General features: G+C 68.8%; 19 protein-coding genes. 18 read left to right on the top strand and 1 reads right to left on the bottom strand.

All coding sequences use genetic code 11. The features are described from left to right. The first annotated feature begins 106 nt into the window (after window positions 1-106). The 9 genes from BZY54_RS54815 to BZY54_RS27720 all read left to right on the top strand — a co-directional run bounded on the left by BZY54_RS54815 (window position 107) and on the right by BZY54_RS27720 (window position 8,860). Window positions 107-232: a hypothetical protein gene (locus BZY54_RS54815; RefSeq protein WP_279634709.1), complete on the top strand. Its 126-nt coding sequence runs from the start codon at window positions 107-109 to the stop codon at window positions 230-232. After that, window positions 232-591 carry a hypothetical protein gene (locus BZY54_RS27755; RefSeq protein ID WP_086728071.1) on the top strand — a complete coding sequence of 120 codons (360 nt, stop codon included), beginning with the start codon at window positions 232-234 and terminating at the stop codon, window positions 589-591. Before BZY54_RS54815 ends, BZY54_RS27755 begins: the two co-directional genes overlap by 1 nt. 279 nt (window positions 592-870) lie before the next feature. Next, window positions 871-1,248, top strand: coding sequence for an HNH endonuclease (locus BZY54_RS55595; RefSeq protein WP_425276323.1), 378 nt, complete (start codon window positions 871-873; stop codon window positions 1,246-1,248). 433 nt (window positions 1,249-1,681) lie between these two features. After that, window positions 1,682-3,091 carry a putative antirestriction adenine methyltransferase gene (locus tag BZY54_RS27745; protein WP_086728069.1) on the top strand — a complete coding sequence of 470 codons (1,410 nt, stop codon included), beginning with the start codon at window positions 1,682-1,684 and terminating at the stop codon, window positions 3,089-3,091. Further along, window positions 3,088-3,996: a ParB N-terminal domain-containing protein gene (locus BZY54_RS27740; protein ID WP_086728068.1), complete on the top strand. Its 909-nt coding sequence runs from the start codon at window positions 3,088-3,090 to the stop codon at window positions 3,994-3,996. The genes BZY54_RS27745 and BZY54_RS27740 overlap by 4 nt, the downstream gene beginning before the upstream one ends. A 30-nt stretch (window positions 3,997-4,026) precedes the next feature. Further along, entirely contained in the window at window positions 4,027-4,656 is a 630-nt protein-coding gene (locus BZY54_RS27735; RefSeq protein WP_086728067.1) for a hypothetical protein, read from the top strand. Further along, the gene (locus BZY54_RS27730) at window positions 4,653-6,662 is read left to right on the top strand and encodes a hypothetical protein (RefSeq protein ID WP_208640786.1); all 2,010 of its coding nucleotides are present in this window, start codon (window positions 4,653-4,655) and stop codon (window positions 6,660-6,662) included. The genes BZY54_RS27735 and BZY54_RS27730 overlap by 4 nt, the downstream gene beginning before the upstream one ends. Window positions 6,663-6,714: 52 nt before the next feature. Continuing rightward, a complete protein-coding gene (locus BZY54_RS27725) occupies window positions 6,715-7,374 on the top strand; it encodes a hypothetical protein (protein ID WP_086728066.1) in 660 nt (219 codons plus the stop codon). 1,258 nt (window positions 7,375-8,632) lie between these two features. Further along, window positions 8,633-8,860, top strand: a complete 228-nt coding sequence (locus BZY54_RS27720) for a hypothetical protein (protein WP_244217365.1) — start codon at window positions 8,633-8,635, stop codon at window positions 8,858-8,860. Between the two features lie 63 nt (window positions 8,861-8,923). Here the strand turns inward: BZY54_RS27720 and BZY54_RS27715 are convergent, their stop codons facing one another. After that, window positions 8,924-10,141, bottom strand: coding sequence for a PIN domain-containing protein (locus BZY54_RS27715; RefSeq protein WP_086728064.1), 1,218 nt, complete (start codon window positions 10,139-10,141; stop codon window positions 8,924-8,926). 326 nt (window positions 10,142-10,467) lie between these two features. Here BZY54_RS27715 and BZY54_RS27710 point away from each other — a divergent pair, with 326 nt between their 5' ends. The 9 genes from BZY54_RS27710 (at window position 10,468) to BZY54_RS50405 (ending at window position 18,741) form a co-directional block, all read left to right on the top strand. Then, on the top strand, window positions 10,468-11,130 hold the full coding sequence (locus BZY54_RS27710) for a hypothetical protein (protein ID WP_143668133.1): 663 nt from the start codon (window positions 10,468-10,470) through the stop codon (window positions 11,128-11,130). 33 nt (window positions 11,131-11,163) lie between these two features. Then, entirely contained in the window at window positions 11,164-11,418 is a 255-nt protein-coding gene (locus tag BZY54_RS27705; RefSeq protein ID WP_086728062.1) for a hypothetical protein, read from the top strand. 270 nt (window positions 11,419-11,688) lie between these two features. Next, window positions 11,689-12,036 (top strand): DUF1360 domain-containing protein, encoded by a 348-nt coding sequence (locus BZY54_RS27700; RefSeq protein WP_086728072.1) that lies wholly within the window; start codon window positions 11,689-11,691, stop codon window positions 12,034-12,036. Then, a complete protein-coding gene (locus tag BZY54_RS27695) occupies window positions 12,033-13,811 on the top strand; it encodes a hypothetical protein (RefSeq protein WP_086728061.1) in 1,779 nt (592 codons plus the stop codon). Before BZY54_RS27700 ends, BZY54_RS27695 begins: the two co-directional genes overlap by 4 nt. 22 nt (window positions 13,812-13,833) lie before the next feature. Continuing rightward, a complete protein-coding gene (locus BZY54_RS27690; protein ID WP_086728060.1) occupies window positions 13,834-14,031 on the top strand; it encodes a hypothetical protein in 198 nt (65 codons plus the stop codon). Further along, window positions 14,024-14,497: a hypothetical protein gene (locus tag BZY54_RS27685; RefSeq protein WP_086728059.1), complete on the top strand. Its 474-nt coding sequence runs from the start codon at window positions 14,024-14,026 to the stop codon at window positions 14,495-14,497. Before BZY54_RS27690 ends, BZY54_RS27685 begins: the two co-directional genes overlap by 8 nt. Beyond that, the gene (locus tag BZY54_RS27680) at window positions 14,490-17,891 is read left to right on the top strand and encodes a phage minor head protein (RefSeq protein ID WP_086728058.1); all 3,402 of its coding nucleotides are present in this window, start codon (window positions 14,490-14,492) and stop codon (window positions 17,889-17,891) included. Before BZY54_RS27685 ends, BZY54_RS27680 begins: the two co-directional genes overlap by 8 nt. A gap of 1 nt (window position 17,892) precedes the next feature. Beyond that, entirely contained in the window at window positions 17,893-18,135 is a 243-nt protein-coding gene (locus tag BZY54_RS27675; RefSeq protein ID WP_086728057.1) for a hypothetical protein, read from the top strand. 75 nt (window positions 18,136-18,210) lie between these two features. Continuing rightward, window positions 18,211-18,741, top strand: coding sequence for a hypothetical protein (locus tag BZY54_RS50405; protein ID WP_143668132.1), 531 nt, complete (start codon window positions 18,211-18,213; stop codon window positions 18,739-18,741). Window positions 18,742-18,852 lie beyond the last annotated feature (111 nt).

The raw sequence follows: 18,852 nt of genomic DNA, 5'->3' as shown, positions 1-18,852 counted from the left end.
GATGTGTATAAGAGACGGCCTCCGGGGGGGCCGGGGGGCCGGGGGGTCGGAGGCTGGGCCGCTTCAGGTGCAGTGCCGGTCGTGTAACTCCGCTCGCGGGTCGTCGATGGCGGACCGGCGGGTGCCCGGCCTGGACGTCGTCCTCGTGGCCGGGCCGCCGTGCGCGGGCAAGAACCGGTACGTCGCCGAGCACCCCGCCGCGGACACCTGGTCCTCGACCTCGATGCGCTGATGGCGGCGATGAGCCTGGCCGGGGACCGGGAGTGGATCGACGCACTCGTGCCGGTCGTGACGGAGGCGCGAGACGCCGCGCTGGAGCGGCTGCTGCCCGGCGGTCACCAGGTGCGCCGCTGCTGGGTCATCTCCACCGCCCCGGCGCGTAAGAAGCGCGAGCACTACCGACTCCGGTACGGGGCCCGGTCGGTGCTGCTGTGGTGGCCGGAGGAGACGTGCCGACTGCGGGCCATGCGGGAGCGGCCCCCGGCCTGGCAGCAGTACGCGCGGAACTCGTTCGACCGGTACGAGCCGGACCCGGCCGACGAGGTGCTGCCCAGCTGGAAGGTTGCGGGCGAAGGAGAGCGGGCGGGATGACCGAGTTCACCGGCGTCCAGCCCGTATACGCGGCGGTTGCCGTGGGTGCACGCTGGCGCGGTGGACGAAAACCCGGCGTCTGATCTCAGCTCCCTTGAAGTGGTACCCGTGGGGTGGCAACCGGCACGCAAGGGCCCAGTAGTCGAGGTGGCCAGCGGGCCACCGTGGGTCTTCGACGTGCTCGACCCGGAGACATGGGCCGGGCTGAGCGGCGAAGAGCAGCGCCTCGAACGCCGCCGTGCCATCGGGCGGCGACAGGACCGGCGCCGCCGCCAGCGCATGCGGGAGGCCGGACCTCGCGACCGGTACACGCTCGAAGACGTCGGTGACCGGGACGGCTGGGAATGCGCGATCTGCCTCAGCCCCGTGTCTCGGGAGTTCAGGGCGCCCCACCCCTGCACGCCGAGCGTCCATCACGTGGTGGAAGTCTGCCAGGGCGGGTCGGACACGCTGGACAATGTCGCCCTGACTCACCTGTTCTGCAACATGGACTCCCACACGTGGGGGGAGAAAAGCCCCGCGGAGGCGCGTCGGCGTCTGGCCGGCCGCTTGCTCCGCGGTAAGCGTGTAGGGCCACGCCGTCATGAGGCACCCGACGAGGAGGCCCTCGCTCTGGCCGCATCCATCCTGAGCCCTGGCGCGCGTCCCGGCGCATGATCCGGCGCTCGCCGCCTCGTTGGCTCTGATCGCCGCCATTGACTAGAAGCGTCCTTTCTTCACCGTCCTGGCCCGCATGGCCGCCGTGTCGAACGCCATGAGGCGGGTGGCCGCTGTGGTCGCCGCAGCCGCGATTGCCGTGATCCGTAACTATCGCTGACAAAGCGTACGAATGGTGGGGTACTATCCGGTAGTGCGGTCGTCCTGAGCGGCGGCGGCGACCGTCCCGCGCCGGAGGTGTAACCGCCGCACGGTCCCCTTCCAGGGGGCAGGTCCACGTTCAAGTCGTGGCCGGCGCTCCACGCCGAAGCCCCCGCCCGTCAGGGCGGGGGCTTTCGTATGCGGCCCAACTGTCGCGAATGCACTGGATGCCTGTTCAGCTACCATCTGCCGCCCCTCGTCACCACCTGCACCCCAACGAGGAGCCGCCCCGATGTTCCATGGCTCAATCCCCGCTGACATGTGCCGCATCGTCAGAGAGCACGTCTCCCTGTGGAAGGACGTCACCGACGTCTACAACGTGTGCTGCGGGAACTTCACCGTCGAGAAGACGATCGCCAGCCTCGGCAAGAACCTGCACTCGTGCGACGTGCTGATGTACTCCACAGCCATCGGCCGGTACTACGCCAACGACCCGATGCCCCTGGTCCTCACCCCCTCGGCGACCGCCGAGTTCCCGTGGCTGGAAGCACACCACGACACCCCGGAGAAGCAGCTCGCGACGATGCTGCTGTGCACCCGCCTCGCCCCCCTCATGGGCAAGAAGTCCAACCCGTACTGGGACAAGATGCGCCGGGCCTACGAGCAGCAGTGGCCCGACCTGCACGCCAAGACCACCGCGAAGATCATCGCCGCCCAAGACGTCCTCAAGCTCGCCTCCTACAGCGCCGAGGACGCCCTGACGTGGGTGGAGAAGATCCCCGACGGCGCCGGCGTCGTCTCCTACCCGCCGTTCCACGGCGCGGGCAAGAACTTCGTCCGCGACTTCGCCAAGCTGGAGGAGATGTTCGAGTGGACTCCCCCCGAGTTCACGATCATGGAAGACCCCGAGCTTGAGTTCCTGATCGAGCGGATCACTGACCGCGACCACTGGCTCCTCGGCACCAACGAGGAAATCCCGGAAATGGCCGAGTACCTGCGCGGCCGGACCCGCACCACCAACCGCGGCATCCCGATCTGGGTGTACGCCAAGTCCGGGCCGCTCCGCCTCGTCCAGCCCCGCCAGCACACCGAGAACTGGCCCGGCCCCCACCTCGCCGACGAAGAGATCGGCGACACCGCCAGCCTCGCCGTCCTCACCTCCGGCCAGTTCGCCGCGCTCCGCTCCGCCTACATGAACCACAACATCCGGCCCGGCTCGGAGTCCCTGGCGATGGCCGTCCTCGTCGACCAGAAACTCGTCGGCGTCTTCGCCTACAGCTGGGCGCCCACCCTCGGGAACTGGGGCGCGCACCTGCCCCAGCAGCCCACCGTCTACATGCTGTCCGACTTCCCCGTCTCCACCAGCCGCTACGCCAAGCTGTCCAAGCTAATCGTCATGGCCGCCGTCTCCAAGGAAGCGCAGCTCCTCGCCTGGCGGCACGGCCACCGCCGCTACCAGTCCCTCGCCACCACCGCGTTCACGAAGCGGCCGGTGTCCATGAAGTACCGCGGCGTGCTCCGCCTCCTCAAACGCGACCAGAAAGACGTGATGAAGGAGGACTGGGCCAAGGGCATCGACCCGAACGACTCCTACTACGCCCAGCAGTACCAGCTGCAGTACGGCGGCCCGTTCACCGGCAAGCCACTCGCCGACGTCCTCGCCGAGTGGAAGAAGCGCTACGGAAAGGATCTGAAGAAGTGAAGGTCGAGATCAAGCGGGGCGACCCCCGCTCGCTGAAGCTCCTGGACCTTAACGCCCGCTACATGCGGCACGAGCAGTTCCAGCAGCTCGTCTCCAACGTCCGCAAGGACGAGGTCCTCACCTCCACGCCGTTCGTGTGGCGCGACACGGCCACCGGCGACGGCCACGTCCTCTCAGGCAACCACCGCGTCAAGGCCGCCATCGAAGCCGGACTCGAAGAGATCATCTGGCTGGAGTCGTCCGATCCGCTCACGGAAGAAGAGCGCATCGCCATCCAGATCTCGCACAACTCCATCGCCGGCGAAGACGACCTGGCGATCCTCAAGACGCTGTACGAGCGGATCACCGACCTCAACCTCCGCGAGTACGCGGGCCTCGACGACGCCACCCTGGAAAACCTCGCCGAGCTCGACAGCCCCTCGATCTCCGAAGCCAACCTCACCTTCCAGACCCTCGCCATCGTGTTCCTGCCCGACGACCTGAAGGACGCGCAGAACACGATCCGCGACGCCATCGCCCTCGCATCCAGCGCAGACGCCGTCTGGATCGCCCAGCTCCGCCAGTACGACCAGCTCATGGCCGGCCTCGACCTGGCGTCCAAGAGCTACGACGTAACGAACGTCGCCACGGCCTTCGGGGTCATCCTGGAGAGCTTCAACAGCCACGCGGACGAGATCACAGACGGCTGGTTCAACCGTGACACTGGCGAGCCCCGCCACCACGGCATGGCCCCCCTCCTCACCCTGTTCCACACGGACGCCATGCCCGCCGCATCCGCCGCCGTCGTAGAACGCGCCCTACAAGCCGCCGTAGCACGCGGAGACATCCCCGCCGAGCACAGGCACAAGGCACTCGAACTCTGGGCCGGCACCTACCTTGACCAGCCCGAACAGGCCCACGCCTAGCCCCACCCCCCTGTACGGCAGGACCCCACGATGGCCAAGCAGATCATCCTCGACCCCAAACTCGACCCATGGGAGAAACAACCCGGAGAGAGCCCCCGCAAGCACGGCCAGTTCACCACCTACCGCGACCTCGGCCGCACCCGCACCCTGGCAAAGACTGCGGAGAGCCTGACACTCGCGCACGGGCACGTGAGGAACGTCGCCGCCGAGTACCGGTGGCGGGACCGCGCGGAGGCGTGGGACCAGCACCTGGACCGGCTGTACGAGGCGAGCTGGCTGGAGGAGCGGCGCAAGGCCGTCGAGACCGACGCCCGCATGCTGGGCGCCGTGATCGGCAAGCTGGCGCAGCGGCTGGGCTCGCTGAACGCGGCCGAGATGAGCGTCGGCGACTTCATCCGGCTGATGGACGTCGCCATGCGGCACCGGCGCGTCCTGTTCGGCGACCCGACGGAGACGATCGCGCTGACCGGGCAGGGCGGCAACCCGCTCGCGGTCCAGCTGCAGGAGTTCGCGCAGATGCCCCCGGAGCAGCGGCGCGTCCGCCTCAGCGAGCTGGCCGCCTCCGTCGCCCGGCGGGTGAAGGCGACCGACGGCAGTGACGACGACGATGCCGACCCGGAGGCCGGCGACGACGGAGAGGAGGTCGACGGCACAGAATGAGCGCGCCCCCGATCCTCGACGAGCTGGACCATCTCGACGACGCCGAGGTGTACCGGCGGCTGCAGGCCGCCCAGCGGGCGCTGAGCCAGGAGTTGCTGGGAAACCCGGTGACGATGGCGCGCGCCCTGGACCGGTCCTACCGGATGCGTCCGCACCTGAAGGTGATCGGTGATGCGCTGGTCGAGCTGGAGCGGGGCGACTACGACCGGCTCATGATCTTCACGCCTGCCCAGGTGGGGAAGAGCACGACGGTCGCTGAGTGGTTCCCGTTCTGGTGGCTGTGCAAGCACCCGGAGGATCGGGTGGCGGTGACGTCGTACTCGGACGACCTGGCGCTGCGCCGGGGCAAGGCGATCCGCAGGTACATCGCCGAGTTCGGCGAGGAGTACGACCTGGCGCTGCTGGCCGGCTCGGCGGCGGCGCAGGACTACGACACGACCGCGGGCGGCGGTGTCCGGTCCGTCTCGATCGGCTCCGGTCTGACGGGCTTCTCGGTCAACTGCGTGGCCGGTGACGTGCCCATCGCTACGCCTGGCGGGGTCGTGCCCATCGGCGCCTACGTCGAGTCCGGATGCACCGCCCCGGTGCTCGCCTACGACCACGACCACGACCGGCCCGTGTGGGCTCCCGTCCTGGTCACCAGCAGCAGCGACGGGGAGACCGTCGAAGCCGTCAGCCGCTCGGGCCGTGTCGTCCGCTGCACCCCCGAGCACCGCTTCTACGTCCCCGGCCGTGGCTACGTTGCCGCTGCCGACCTCCAGCCCGGAGACCCGCTCGTCACGTCGGCGCACGCTGGCGCAGTCGAGTCCGACGCCGTGGCCGTGGTCCGCCCGGTAGGCGAGGCCCGTGTCCGCGTCTACGACCTCCAGGTGGAAGGCACCCGCAACTTCTTCGCGGGCCAGGTACTGGTTCACAACTGCCTGATCGTCGACGACCCGCACAAGGACCGCGCCGACGCGGAGTCGGCCCGGCTGCGGGAGCACGTCCACGACTGGTGGTCATCGGCCGCGCTGAAGCGCCTGCAGCCGGACCGGAACGCCGTGGTGGCCATTCAGACTCGGTGGCACCCGGATGATTTCGCCGGGCGGCGGCTGGAGGAGGACGGCCGGCTGGAGGAGGGCGGCCGGTGGAAGGTCGTCCACCTCCCGGCGATCGCCGACGCCAAGTTCGGTGAGGATCCGCTTGGCCGGGCGCACGGGGACCCGTTGCCGCATCCGAAGATCCCCACCCGGAACCGGAAGGCGCTGCTGGCGTGGTGGGCGGACGTGAAGAAGACGTCCAGTGTCCGTGACTGGCACGCCATCGCCCAGGGCGACCCGCAGCCCGCTGAAGGAGCCCTCGTGTCCCGTGACCTGCTCCGCCTGATCCGCGACTCGACGACGCAGGTCGAGCCGCAGAAGAAGGCCGTCGCGATCGACCCCTCGGGTGGTGGCCGGGACGTCGCCGGCGTCCTCGCTGGATTCTTGGGCGAGGACAAGCGCGTGTGGATCACGCATGACGTATCGGCGGCGATGTCGTCGGCGGAGTGGTCCACCGCGGCGGCGATGCTCGCCTATGAGACGAACGCGGCGATCATCTACGTCGAGTGGAACTACGGCCGGGACATGTGCACCCTGGCGATCCGCACGTCGTGGGAGACGCTGCAACGGGAGGGCCTCATCCCCGAGAACCACCTGATGCCGATGATCCAGCCCGTGCAGGCCAAGCAGGGCAAGCTGCTGAGGGCGGAGCCGATCGCGCAGCAGATGGTGCAGGACCGGGTGCGGCTGCGCGGCATGTTCACCGACCTCGAGAACGAGTGGGCGACGTGGCAGCCAACTGACCCGGAGTCGCCGGGCCGGATCGACGCCTCGTGCATCCTGGTGTACGGCCTGATCCCGGAGGCCAACCAGGGCGCCATTGCCCACCCGCCGCTGCCGAAGGCCCCGCAGCCGACCGCGCTGGGCCGCACAGCCGGCCAGCAGGGCGGCGCGGCATCCGTGTACGGGCGGAGGATCGGCAAGTGAGTCCCGGCTCCGCACACTACGCTGTCTCCCCAGTAGGGAGGGGGGAGGTCACATGACCAATACGGTCGCCATGAGCCAGGATTTCGCGGCCATCAGCTCCGCCACGATGGCCGCCCTGCTGATCCTGGTGTTAACGGAGCTGCAAGCAACAGCCAATCAGGTGAGGGAAGCACGTGAAGCGCTGTTGACCGAGTACGGCGCGGCCATACGCGCCAGCTTCGATGAGTTCTTCAGCGGTACGCCGCTGGCGCCCGACCAGAAGAAACGGGTACAGCGTGAGCTGAAACGGTGGCGCAACCGAGCGGAGACTCACGAAGCCAACATCTATTGGCGTGGCTTCTACGCACTGGCAGCAGCCCTATGCGTGGCCGGCCTTGTGGTGGTGCTGCGCTGGTCAGCCCTCGAGCACCCGACGAAGGGCTACACGACCGCCAGGTTCGCATTGGTTGCGATGGGCTGGAGCGCCACAACACTCCTGGCTGGCTGGCGCGCTCGTCAGCAGGCTACGGCGAACGCTCACCGTCAGCAGGAGTTGTTGAAGCTCAGCGCTCTTTTGGACGTGCCAGACGCTCAGGACGCGGAGCACCTGTACAGGTTGTGGGCCCGATCACCTGACGGAGGGAACGTTGTTCCGCCCTCGCCGCGCGACCAGAGCCTGATCCGCATGTTCTTTAGTGTCTTCTGGCGGAGCGACTGGAAGCGGCTGCGGTAGTGGGCCGGATCGACGCCTCCTGTGTCCTGGTGCACGGCCTCGTCTCGGAGGCCAATCAGGGCGCCATCGCCCACGAGCCGCTGCCGAAGGTCCGGTAGCCCACCGCGTTGGGCCGTACGGCCGGCCAGCAGGAGGGCGCGGCATCCGTGTACGGGCGGAGGGGCAGGAATTAGTTGCGGCAGCCCCCGCCCTCTGCCTTCCTCGCGTTCGCCTGGAGCTTCTGACCTTAACGGTTTGCGAGCGCTTCGATCTCACGCGCGAGTGTCAGGCAGCTGTCGACGAAATCGCGAGCAGCAACATGAGTCACATCCGTCGCCCTGTGAGCGGCTCGGTTGCGTAGATCACGCAGCCGGTCGAAAACGGCAACGGACTCTCGGGACAAACCGAGCAACTCCAGTCGATGGCCGACTGTTGCCGGACTCCGACGGGACGAAGGCTGGGGATATGGGCCGTCGCCCTCGAACGTCGCAATCACATCGCTGCTGAGGCTGTAGATGATTTCCCAGGCCTCGAGGACTGCCGTGAGGGGAGAGGCGTCGGCCACATACCTCAGGTTCCGTAGGGCATCGAACCGCCGGGAAGGCCGACTTACATCTGCGCCATCTGCCGCCCCTCCCAATGCAGGTGGTTTGGGCGGTGCAGGAAGACGATATGCGGGCGGATACCCGTAGCCCGACTGCCAGGGTGGCTGCTCCTCAGGCACAGATGGCTGCGGTTGGGGTCTTGGCCACCAAGGCGACGGTTCGGGCTCCGGGCCCTGGGACGTATCCGTAGGCGGGCCCGCTGGCATGGGTCCCGGTTGGGGATGCGGGGGCGGCGGCGGGTAGCGCCGATCGCTATGGGCAGTATCACCCTGTTGAGGAACGGACGCCAGCTCCTCTTCCGTCGCCATGTCGTCGTTGTCGGGCGCCGGCTGGACTGGTTGCTGCCACGGCGGCGGATAAGCCTGGTGATCGTGGTACGTGGCGCTCGGTGACTGATCGATGTCTGCTGCGCTTTCGGCCTGGTTTAGGACGTCCCGGACTTCTGCGGCGAACTCGATCGAACCAGCGAGAGTCTCCACTCGCGTCATCCGCGCGACTGCTGCCCGTAATTGAGCGCGCAGGGTCCAGATAGCGGCAAACGTAACCGCAGGCCACGCTAGGGCGCGAAGGTACTTGAGTACCAACTCGGCAATCTCCACTGGATCATGTTGACGCCTAACCCGGGGTCTCTCTAGAAGAGGGGGGAGATCTGTGACGGATGTGCAACACGGTTGGTGCAGCACCTCGAACGGGAGTGGGCGACCTGGCAGCCCACCGACCCGGAGTCGCCCGGCCGGATCGACGCCTCGTGCATCCTGGTGTACGGCCTCATCCCGGAGGCCAACCAGGGCGCCATCGCCCACGCCCCGCTGCGGAAGGCCCCGCAGACCACCTCGCTGGGCCGCACGGCCGGCCAGCCAGGTGGCGCGGCGTCCGTCTACGGGCGGAGGATCGGCAAGTAGGCGCCTGCGGGGGTCACGCTGCTGGCCGAAGAGCGCGCGGCCCCAAGCAGGTGGACACCAGGATCACCCAGCCGAAGACTCGCCCCGCTGCCGCAACTGCCGCCACTCCTGGCGAAGCGCTTCGCGGACCGCATCTGTGTCATAGCCACGTGGCAGACGATCCCAGCGCGAAGGGTCTCGCCGGGTGGCGTACTCGGGCGAATCCAGATGTGCGATCGCTGCCGTCGTCAGCTCAAACCTGGTCGCCTGGGGGAGCAGCACGTCAAGGGTGGCGAGAACGTTGTCGCTCACCGGCCGAGGCAGCGCCTCGCGCAGAATGGTCAGCTTCGGATCCTCGCGATTCAAGCTGATCAGCACTGCCGTCGACCAACTGACAGCGCCATCCAGCGCACCCGCCAGCGTGTAGCCGATTCCAACGATGTGCCACTCGACGGAAGCGGTGCACCACACGTGGTCACCGATGCGGTACGCGACGATGTCACTGACCGAGCCGAGCTGTGCATCGGATGAGAGCCACGGCGACGCCTCAATCGCGATGGAACCGCCGTCCAGCATCGGCACGGTGCATTCGAAGGCCGGATGAAGAGACGAAGGCGGAAAGTAGGTGTTAGCCGTCTCGGCGATGCTGCTCAAGACGGCGTCGGACTCCAAGATGTCGATGACGAGCGCCTCGTCTACCGCGGCCGGCTCGGTGAAGTGACTGGCGATATCGTCCATGCTGGTCAGGTGCACGAACCGGTCGGTGATGCCGTGGAGGTCCTCGTTCATCGGGTACGGGTATGAGGCTCCGTCGCCAAAGTCCTTCGTGTTGGCACTGACGAAGTAGACCGTCTCGCCAGGGTGTTTCCGCGCGAACTCCACTGCCGACAACCAGATCGCGGCGTCCCGTGAACCGGTCTTGAAGCCTTTCGCCTCCTTGCACGGCGGCAGAAGGTTTGCTTCCCGGAAGAGGGCCTCCCTCGCAGCTTTCTCACTCGTGGGGATCGTGTCGAGGAGCCGGCCCCACGTCTTGCGCCAGTGGTCCCGGATCCGATCGGTCTCGCAGACACCGAGCCGCGTATCCAAGGCCCACGGGGTTCCTTGGTGCAGCGCTTCCACCGCCTGCGCCGCCCGCTGGTGGATCTCCTCGTACTTGATGGCCTGCTGAGCGGCCAACTCCTCGATCACCATCCACGGCGCCCCAACCTTCTCACCGCCAGAGGTCTTGATGGTCCGTAGGAGGTCAGCGCTGCTGCTCTCCGGGCTAAATGATCGAAGAATGCTCGTGTCCAGAATGATCAAAGGTCTGCTCCGTGTGCCCCGTTGACGTGATCTCTCAGCGTTCCAGGCTGTGAGCCGGCGTGCACCCGCTTTGGCCCGGGGAGGTGGCCAGGGGCAGCCGATCAACCATGGCGCAGGCACACGGGCGCAGGATCGGCAAGTGATTGGAGGAGCCACCGGAGCTGTAGGTAGCCTCCTCTACGGCTGACAGGGGGGCGGGGCTAGTGGCCAACAGAGGTGAGGAACAGCGCGTCAGACTACGGCTGGCGCGGCAGCGGCCTCGGCGGGTCAGGGAACGGGTGAGAGCTGAAGAGCCCGAGCCGGCGAGAGCGGACGAGCCCGAGCCGGTGAGAGCCGACGAGCCCGAGCGGAAGCCTCGGCAGTGGCGCGACCTCACCGTGGTTGCGGCCCTGTTGACCGTTCTGCTGTCCGTCCCGTCAACGGTGTGGGCGGTGCTCGTCGCTCAGGACCAGCTCCATCAGTCGAGGGAAGCCGACACGCGGGAGGTGCGCGCTCAGGCGTCTCGAGTCTCTACATGGCTTGGTCAAGACACACACGGCAAATGGGCCGTGCACCTGATGAACCGGAGCCCCGACCCCATCACGCAGGTACACCTCACCTTCTGGAAGGCGCTCCCGGCGCCGACGGTCGCATGGGCGGTCATGGTGACCAGCCTGCCGCCTTGCACTGACATGACGATCACCCAGGACAACCTGATCTACGACGAGAAGGGTGTCCCCCTGGAAGGGGGGTTCAACGCCTTCGAAATTGCCGGAACGGGTTCCATCTCAGACAAGGACAAGAGATGGCACTCGCTGGCACACGAGCAGCCGCTTCTGCTGAACGGCAATATCGCCTTCCTGGATCGCAACGGGGTCTTCTGGGCGCGCAAGCAAGGGCGCCTCATTCAGGAGCCCGGCCCGCTAGCAACGCTGAACGGTGTGGTGGGCCACGTCACCGGTCTTCCGACCTATCGCGCGTTGGACGGCTGCGAGGACAGCGCAGGCTGACTGAGGCAGGGTGTTCCGTCCACACTGGTCGACGTGAAACTGCCCCGAGTCCGTTGCGAGGAGTGCAAGCGGCCGATCGCGGCCGGGCCGGTCGCCGGAAGCCTCGGCAAGGGCCGGCTGTGGCGGCATGACCCGCCCGACCGGCGCGCCCGCTACGGCGACTCCCTGGTGTCCTGCCCCGGCTCGCTTGCCATCGTGGACCTGTCGCGCCCCGCCCAGCAGCTGGAGCTGGAGCCCGACGAGCCCGTGCAGGATCCCGACGGCATCGACACGATGCTGCTGTTCTGAGGGGGGTGGACGGGGCACCGGCGGCTGGGGATGCGCCACCCCTGCCGTCCGGACGCTGTAGCGGCATAGCCACCGGCGCCCCTTGCACGTCACTCCGGGCCACGGATGACGGAGCCCGAACCGTAGCAGAACAGGCAGACCCGGGCGGGCCGTACGAACCCGACAGGTGATCAAAAGCCTTCGGTAGAAGATCAGTTCTGAAGCAGGATTTTCGGCGAGTGCCTATAGTGTGCCGCCGCATTCCGAACGATCTTCAGCGAGGTGCCGGACATGATCAGCGTTCCGGAGCTTGTCGTCCTAGCGGCCGCCGGGTACCGAGCAACACAGCTGGGAGTTCATGACAGCTTGCTCGAACCGGCGCGCGTCGCCGTCCTCGACTGGCACAGCCGGAAGCCCGCCAGCTCGCTGCGCACTGCGATCGTCACCCTCATCTCCTGCGTGTACTGCCTGGGCTGGTGGATCAACGGCGCGATCCTCGCGACCTGGCTCCTCGCCTCCGGCCAGTGGGACGACGCCCCGCTCGTCGTCCACGGCGTCGAGTGGTTCGCCGTGGCCGGCGCCGCCGTCTTCCTGAACCGCGTGGACGACACGCTCGGCGACCTGGTGAACCGCGGATGAGGCCCGAGCTCGCCGCCGCGGCCTCCCGGTACATCGACCGCAAGCTCGTACGCGGCAGCGGGGCCGCCAGCAAGGGCGGCAACGACCAGGCATGGCAGGGCCGCGCCTGGGACCTGTACCACCTCGTCCCCGAAGTCCGGTTCGCCGCGAACTACATCGGCAACGCCATGTCCGGTGCTGTCCTGTTCGCAGGCCGCCGCGCCGAAGACGGCTCGATCGAGCGCGCCTCCGACGACCACCGCGCCTCGGAGATCGTCGCGCAGATCGCGGGCGGACCCGACGGGCAGGCGAAGCTGCTCGGCGCGTTCGGCAGGCATTTGATGGTGCCCGGCGAGGGCTGGATCGTCATCCGCCCCAACTCCGAAGTCCTCTCCCCGGACGCCCCGGAGGACGGCCACGACTGGCGGGTGCTGTCCACCCGCGAGGTCAAGCAGCAGTCCGGCAAGCTCACTGCCGAGATCGACGGCGAGGACGTCCCGATCCCCGCCGGCGACCCCGAGAACCTGGACCCCGACGGCCCCGTGGCCCTGCGCGTGTGGGAGCCGGACCCGGAGCGCAGCATCGAAGCCGACTCCCCAGTCAGGTCGGCCATCGACCTCCTCGAGGAACTGCTGCTGCTGAACGCCGCGGTGAAGGCGATCGCCCGCAGCCGGCTCACCGGCCGCGGCATCCTCCTCGTCCCCAAGGGCACGCGCTTCCCGACCACGCCCACGCAGGGCGACGCCGAAGACGACCTGATCGAGATCCTGATGACGGTCGCGGAGACCGCCATCCGCGAACCCGAAAGCGCCGCGGCGACCGTGCCGATCGTGCTGGAGGTCCCCGCCGACTCCATCAGCGACTTCAAGCTGCTGACGTTCGAGTCGAACTTCGACGAGCTGGCCCTCCGGTTGCGCGAGGAAGCCATCAAGCGGTTCGCCACCGGCCTGGAGATCCCCGCCGAGATCCTCCTCGGCCTCGGCGACACCAACCACTGGGGCGCCTGGGCGCTCACCTCCGAGGCCATCCGCATGGGGGTCGAACCCAAGCTCGCGACGGTCGCCCACGCCCTCACCCAGCAATGGCTGCGCCCCCTCCTGCAGGCCGAGAACGTCGAGGACTGGCACCGCTGGCTCGTCTGGTACGACACCGCGCCACTGCGGGTGCGCACCAACCGCGCCGAGACCGCCCTGCAGGCATACGACCGAGGCGTCATCTCCGCCGAGGCCCTGCGCCGCGAGACCGGCTTCACCGACGACGACGCCCCCGGCGCCGAAGAAGAAGCCGCCCGCAACCAGCAGAACACCGACCAGAACCAGCAGGACCAGGACCAAGGCCAGGACCAGCAGGACCAGAACCCGCCGACGAAGCCAGACCTGCCGGTCGACGAGACCACCGACGAGCCCAACACGCTGCCCGCCTCCGCAGCCGCCCGGGCCAGCGACGGCCTCCTCGCCGCCGCCGACGGCCTGATCTGGGCCGCCCTGTCCTCGGCAGGGGACAAGCTCCTCAGGACGCCGATCTGCCCCCGCCCGGAGCGCGCCAGGGCCCGCGAGTTCCAGCCCGCCGCCCTGCACACCGTCTTGAAGGTCGAGCCCGGCCAGGTCGAGCAGTACCGGCTCCTGGACGGCGCGTGGCGGCGCGTCCCCGAGATCGCCAAACGGTACGGCCTCGACCCCGACTGCCTGACCGCCTCCCTGGACTCCTACGCCCGGGAGTTGATCGCCGCTGGCATCGAGCACTCCTACGAGGTTGTGCCCGGTGTCCTCACCTCGTGCCTGGGGCTGGCCGCGTGAACGCGACGCAGGGAGAACCGCCATGCCGCAACCGGCGCCGCTCGCCGTCACCGTCGCCCCGGCCCAGGTCCGCGAGGACTGGTGCACGGTGTGCAAAGCCTTCACCCGGCTCACCGGCAGCCTCGCCCTGCTCACCGCGGCCGGCGTCTCCACCGTCGGCACCTGGGCCTGGTGCTCCGTCTGTGATGACCCTGACGACCAAGAGGTGACCCGTGGCTGACCCCCAGTACAAGGCGCCCCTCGGCCACTCGGTGGCCTCCCACCGCGTGCACGGCTGGTGCGCCCACTGCCCGGACCACTACCCGGTCGAGGAAATGGTCGCCTGGCGCCACCACGAGAACGACCGCTACGAGGTGGCGAAGCACACCGTCACCCCCGCGCCGGAGACAGACGTGACCGTGGCGCACGAGCGGCTGTGCCCCGAGTGCGGCCGTGAAGCCCTCATGGTCGTCACCGTGCACGTCCGGGACGACGACGGCCCCAAGCCGGCCGGTGGCTGGGCGCTATGCCTGCACTGCGACGCCCTCCCACACCCCCGCTGGGAGCAGGCCGGTCTGCCCGCCGCCATCGAACGCGTCCGCGCCCTGCACACGGACGACTTCGGCGACTGCTCCCACTGCGGCGGCGACTTCCCGTGTCAGACCATCGCTGCGCTCGACGAGCCCAAGGAGACGACCCGTGGCTGATCTCCACGCGCTGCTCGACCAGGCGGAGGAGACCGTCGCCGAGGAGGTGAGCACTGTCCTCGCGGAGGTCGCCGACGAGTTCGCCGCTGAGCTCGCCGACGCCACCGAGCTGGTCGCCGCGCGGTTCTCCGTGTCCCGCATCGCCCGCATGTTCACCGACCGGATGCCGCGCATCGTGCGGCGTCTCCTGCGCGTCTCGGAGACCGCCGCCCAGCAAGCCGCCGACGACACAGGCGGCCAGCTGCCCGACACGTGGGAGGACCTGCCCGGCCGGTACGACGACGGCCGCACCCTGCCGCCCGCCATGTCGACGTACGTGACGACGACCGAGCACCTGCTGCGCGCCGTCGGTGACCGGCTCGCCGAAGTCGCCCGCCAGGAGCTGGCCGCCGGTGTCGACGCCGGCGAGAGCATCGAGCAGCTGCGGGCCCGACTGCGCGAGGCGTTCACCCGCGAGGGCGCCCAGCTCGGCGACGTCCGCGAGGAGCGCATCGCCCGCACCGAAGCCGGACGCGCCTGGAACACGGCCACGCTCGCAGCGGCCCGCGACGTCACCGGCCCGGACGCGCCGATCGTCAAGCAGTGGATCTCCCAGCGCGACAGCCGCGTCCGGCACGACCACAAGGAGGCGAACGGACAGATCCGCCTCCTGGACGAGCAGTTCACCGTCGGTGAGGCCCGTATGGACTTCCCGCACGACCCGACCGCCCCCGCCGATCAAGTGATCAACTGCAGGTGCGTGCTTTCCGTGTATCCCGAGACGCGCGCCTCCACCTACGGATCTCAAGCGGCCCCGCCGTCCGGGCTTTCAGATCCAAGGCTGACGGCAGCCGGTGCACACACGGGCGCGATGATCGCGCTCATCCCGTCCGACGAGGACCTGGCCCGCCTCGCCATCGACGGCGGCGAACCGGCCGACGAGATGCACCTGACGATCTGGTACCTCGGCGAAGCCGACGTCTTCCCCGAGCACGAGCGGGCGTCCCTCATCGACCTGATCCGCGAGGAACTGGCCGACCGTGGGCTCGGCCCCGTCTCGGCCCGGATCTTCGGCGTGAACCGGTGGAACGGCAACAGCGACGAACCGTGCTGGGTGTACGCCGTCAGCGACGACACCAGCGACGACCGCCCCCCGGCCAGCCCCTACCTGCACGAGGTCCGCAACGTCGCCGCCTACGGCCTGCGCAACAGCGAGCTGGACGACGAGCAGGTGCCAGACCAGCACTCGCCGTGGGTCGCCCACGTCACCGCCACATACGGCGACGCCGACCTCGCCGAGCTCGAAGACCGCCTCGGCCCGATCACCTTCGACCGGCTGCGGATCGCCTTCGCCGGCCAGTACACGGACATCCCCCTCGGCAGCCAGCAGCAGGAGGAAGAAGCAATGCCCGAACAGCAGACCGCGGCCGACCAGGCCGTGGCCGAGCCGATCACCACCCGCGCGTGGTCCACGCCCGGCGACACGGCGATCGCCTTCGAGAACGAAGAGACCGGCGACGGCCGCGTGTTCGCACCCGGCTCCCTGTACTGGGAGACCGACCCGATGCCGCTGCAGTACGCCGACGAGATGAACGGCGGCCACGACGGCGCCGAACTCTGCGGCGCCATCAACACCGCTGCCCGCGACGGCAACCGCATCACCGCCTCCGGTGTGCTCTACCTCAACCGGTACGCCGGCATGGACGCCGCGACGCTGCTGGAAGACGGCGCCCCGCTCGGCGTCTCCGCCGACCTGGACGACGTCGACGTGGAGTTCGTCGACAAGACACTCGACCCGGAAGAGGACGGCTGGCTGTTCGCCTCCGCCCACCTCGCCCACGCCAGCGTGCTGACGCTGGAAGACGGCTCGGTGATGCTGTCCGGCAGCGCCCGTGCCGAATGGGTGGCCTCCACCGGCGGAGACATGACCCGCCACGGGTTCGACCTGCAGCTCGTCACCGGCCCCGGTGGCACGGTCAGCGCGGCCACGATCCGCGCGGCGTTCGAGGGGTCCGGTGTGCTCACCGCGGCGGCCGGTGACCCTGACGACCCCGAGTCCGGGATCGTCGTCCACGAGGAGAAGGCCGGCGACTTCCTCGTCCGGATTACGCGGGCGCGGCTTCGTGGTGCGACGCTCGTGGCGATGCCCGCCTACAACCGGGCCCGGATCGTGCTGGATCCGCTGGAGGAGACGGCTTCCTCGAGCGCCCCGGTCATCTTGGCCGCCTCGGACGACGTCCACGAGCGGGTCGTGACGTACGTGTGCACCTCGCCGACAGCGGTCGGCGCCCGGGACGTGGCGAACGCGCTGGGCATTCGCATGCACACGGCGCGGCACCACCTGAACCGGGCCGCGCGTAGCGGCCGTATCTTCCGCATCGCGCCCGGCCAGTTCGTGCCGGCCTCGACCCTCCCGGAGGGCGTGCACGACGACGAGGAGACATCCGCCGCCGCGTCCGCGCCCACGGAGCCGCTGGACCTGCCCTCTGAGATCGAGGCGTCGGCGTGGCGGGCCATACAGCAGATGCCGCCCATGCCCGCCGAGTGGTTCCGCGAGCCGACCGTCGAGGAGCTGCCCGACGGCTCGGGAGGAGTCCACTACAAGGACGGCCGCGTGTTCGGCTTCGTGGCCACGATGGACGAGCCGCACGCCGGCTACCCCGGCAAGAACCTCACCGTGCGCAAGCTCGCCGCGCAGGGCCTGGACTTCACGCACTTCCTGCGGGCCAAGCGGCAGCTCGACGACGGCACCACCGTGCGGGTAGGCGCGATGACGATGAACGTCGGCCACCACCGCGACGGCGCGGAATGCGAGACCGCCTCCTGCCAGTTCGACGACACCCGAACCGTCGGCGCGATCATCACCAGCGGCCTCAGCGAGCGCGGCATCTGGTTCTCCGGCGCCGCCGCGCCGTGGCTGTCGGAGTGGGACCGGGCCGTCTTCCAGGCGTGCCAGCCGAGCTACCACCTGAAGCAGGGCCGGGACGGCAAGTGGCAGCTGCGCGCCGTCCTCACCGTGCCGGTGCCCGGCCACTCCACACCGCTCGTCGCCGCGATCCACGCTGTCGCCGAGCGGTCCCAGCTCGCCCTCGCCGCCTCCGCAGCCGGCCTGCTGCCCGCCCCGGACACCCTGCCCGGACAAGATCAGGACACCGACCCGGCCGTGTCCGCGAGCTCCACGGACACGGCCACCGACCAGCCCGGACAGCGTCCGGACACCGTGTCCGGACAGTCGGTCGTGGACGCCACCGCCCTGGCCGCCGCCCTGCTGACCGACTCGTTCGTGGACCGCCTCATCGACGCCATGGCGCTCCGCGAGGCCGAGCGCCGAGCCGAGATCGAAGCCCTTCAGGCCTCCCTCGCCATCACCCCCGCAGAGATCACCGCCGCCGCAACACCGAAGGAGAACGACTGACATGGGATGCAACTGCGGCAAGAACCGAGTCCGTCCGAACGGCGACGCCACGGCCGTGCCCAGGCCCGAGACGTTCGAAGCCGTCCTCCCCGGCGACAAGGTGGTCTTCCGGCACTCCAACGCGGAGACCGTGAAGGCCATCGCCAACCGGTACGAGGACGCCGTGGTGCGCGAGCAGTCCAGCGGGCGCATCGTGCACGAGTCGCCGAGGAAGTCGGCATCGGCTGGCCCGATCACCAAGTGACCCGCCGCCTTGCAACGCCGGGCTCTGGTGGCACACCGGTTTCTTCTACCCTTCTGTCAAGGGGGTGTGTCGCGTATGGAGTCCGGCGCCGAGGTCTGGGAGTCGACGGTCGAGCACTACTCGATGGATGCTTATAAGGATTGGTATCGCTATAAGCGGATCAAGAAGCATGGGAAACCGACGTCCGAACCAAGGCGCCGACGCAGGACCCCGCGTCAGCCGGGTGAGAAGAAGCCTGCGCGAATCCCTCGTGGTGTCCAAGCGCGCCTGCTTCCGGACGTGGTGTCCGTCCTCTTGGCCACCTACGTTGCCGCCCCCTTTCTCCAGAGCCTCGCGAACCAGGCGGCAACGGCTACGTATGAGTCCTTCCTTTCGAAGTTCAGGGCCTTGCGTGACAATCTGGAACTGCAGGACCGCTGGGAACTTGTGGTTCTGCAGACCTCCGACGGTCGTCTGACGGTGGAGATCCCGGGAAATCTGCCGGTAGACGCTCACGCTGCTTTGGAGCGGGACTTCGTCAGCCTTGTCGAGGGAGCCCGTGGTCGTTCGACCGTTCGGATCGTGTGGAGCGCCCGCAGGCGCAAGTGGAAGCGCCTGCGGCGGTAACAATCGGCCCGCTCATCGGTCCAGCGGCGCATCTGCACGACTCGCCGAAGAAGTCCGCCACAGCGGGCAAGACCCCGTGAGGGACCTCATTGGGCTGTGAGGCCCTGGGGC

This window comes from Streptomyces carpinensis, from assembly GCF_002154505.1.
Taxonomy (GTDB): domain Bacteria; phylum Actinomycetota; class Actinomycetes; order Streptomycetales; family Streptomycetaceae; genus Streptomyces; species Streptomyces carpinensis.
This window is presented reverse-complemented; position numbering and strand designations above follow the sequence as displayed.

What these genes read in the sequence shown, in the direction of transcription:
- BZY54_RS54815 (WP_279634709.1), top strand. Translation starts at nt 107, where the DNA reads ATGGCGGACCGGCGGGTGCCCGGCCTGGACGTCGTCCTCGTGGCCGGG.
- BZY54_RS27755 (WP_086728071.1), top strand. Translation starts at nt 232, where the DNA reads ATGGCGGCGATGAGCCTGGCCGGGGACCGGGAGTGGATCGACGCACTC.
- BZY54_RS55595 (WP_425276323.1), top strand. Translation starts at nt 871, where the DNA reads ATGCGGGAGGCCGGACCTCGCGACCGGTACACGCTCGAAGACGTCGGT.
- BZY54_RS27745 (WP_086728069.1), top strand. Translation starts at nt 1,682, where the DNA reads ATGTTCCATGGCTCAATCCCCGCTGACATGTGCCGCATCGTCAGAGAG.
- BZY54_RS27735 (WP_086728067.1), top strand. Translation starts at nt 4,027, where the DNA reads ATGGCCAAGCAGATCATCCTCGACCCCAAACTCGACCCATGGGAGAAA.
- BZY54_RS27730 (WP_208640786.1), top strand. Translation starts at nt 4,653, where the DNA reads ATGAGCGCGCCCCCGATCCTCGACGAGCTGGACCATCTCGACGACGCC.
- BZY54_RS27725 (WP_086728066.1), top strand. Translation starts at nt 6,715, where the DNA reads ATGACCAATACGGTCGCCATGAGCCAGGATTTCGCGGCCATCAGCTCC.
- BZY54_RS27700 (WP_086728072.1), top strand. Translation starts at nt 11,689, where the DNA reads ATGATCAGCGTTCCGGAGCTTGTCGTCCTAGCGGCCGCCGGGTACCGA.
- BZY54_RS27695 (WP_086728061.1), top strand. Translation starts at nt 12,033, where the DNA reads ATGAGGCCCGAGCTCGCCGCCGCGGCCTCCCGGTACATCGACCGCAAG.
- BZY54_RS27690 (WP_086728060.1), top strand. Translation starts at nt 13,834, where the DNA reads ATGCCGCAACCGGCGCCGCTCGCCGTCACCGTCGCCCCGGCCCAGGTC.
- BZY54_RS27675 (WP_086728057.1), top strand. Translation starts at nt 17,893, where the DNA reads ATGGGATGCAACTGCGGCAAGAACCGAGTCCGTCCGAACGGCGACGCC.
- BZY54_RS50405 (WP_143668132.1), top strand. Translation starts at nt 18,211, where the DNA reads ATGGAGTCCGGCGCCGAGGTCTGGGAGTCGACGGTCGAGCACTACTCG.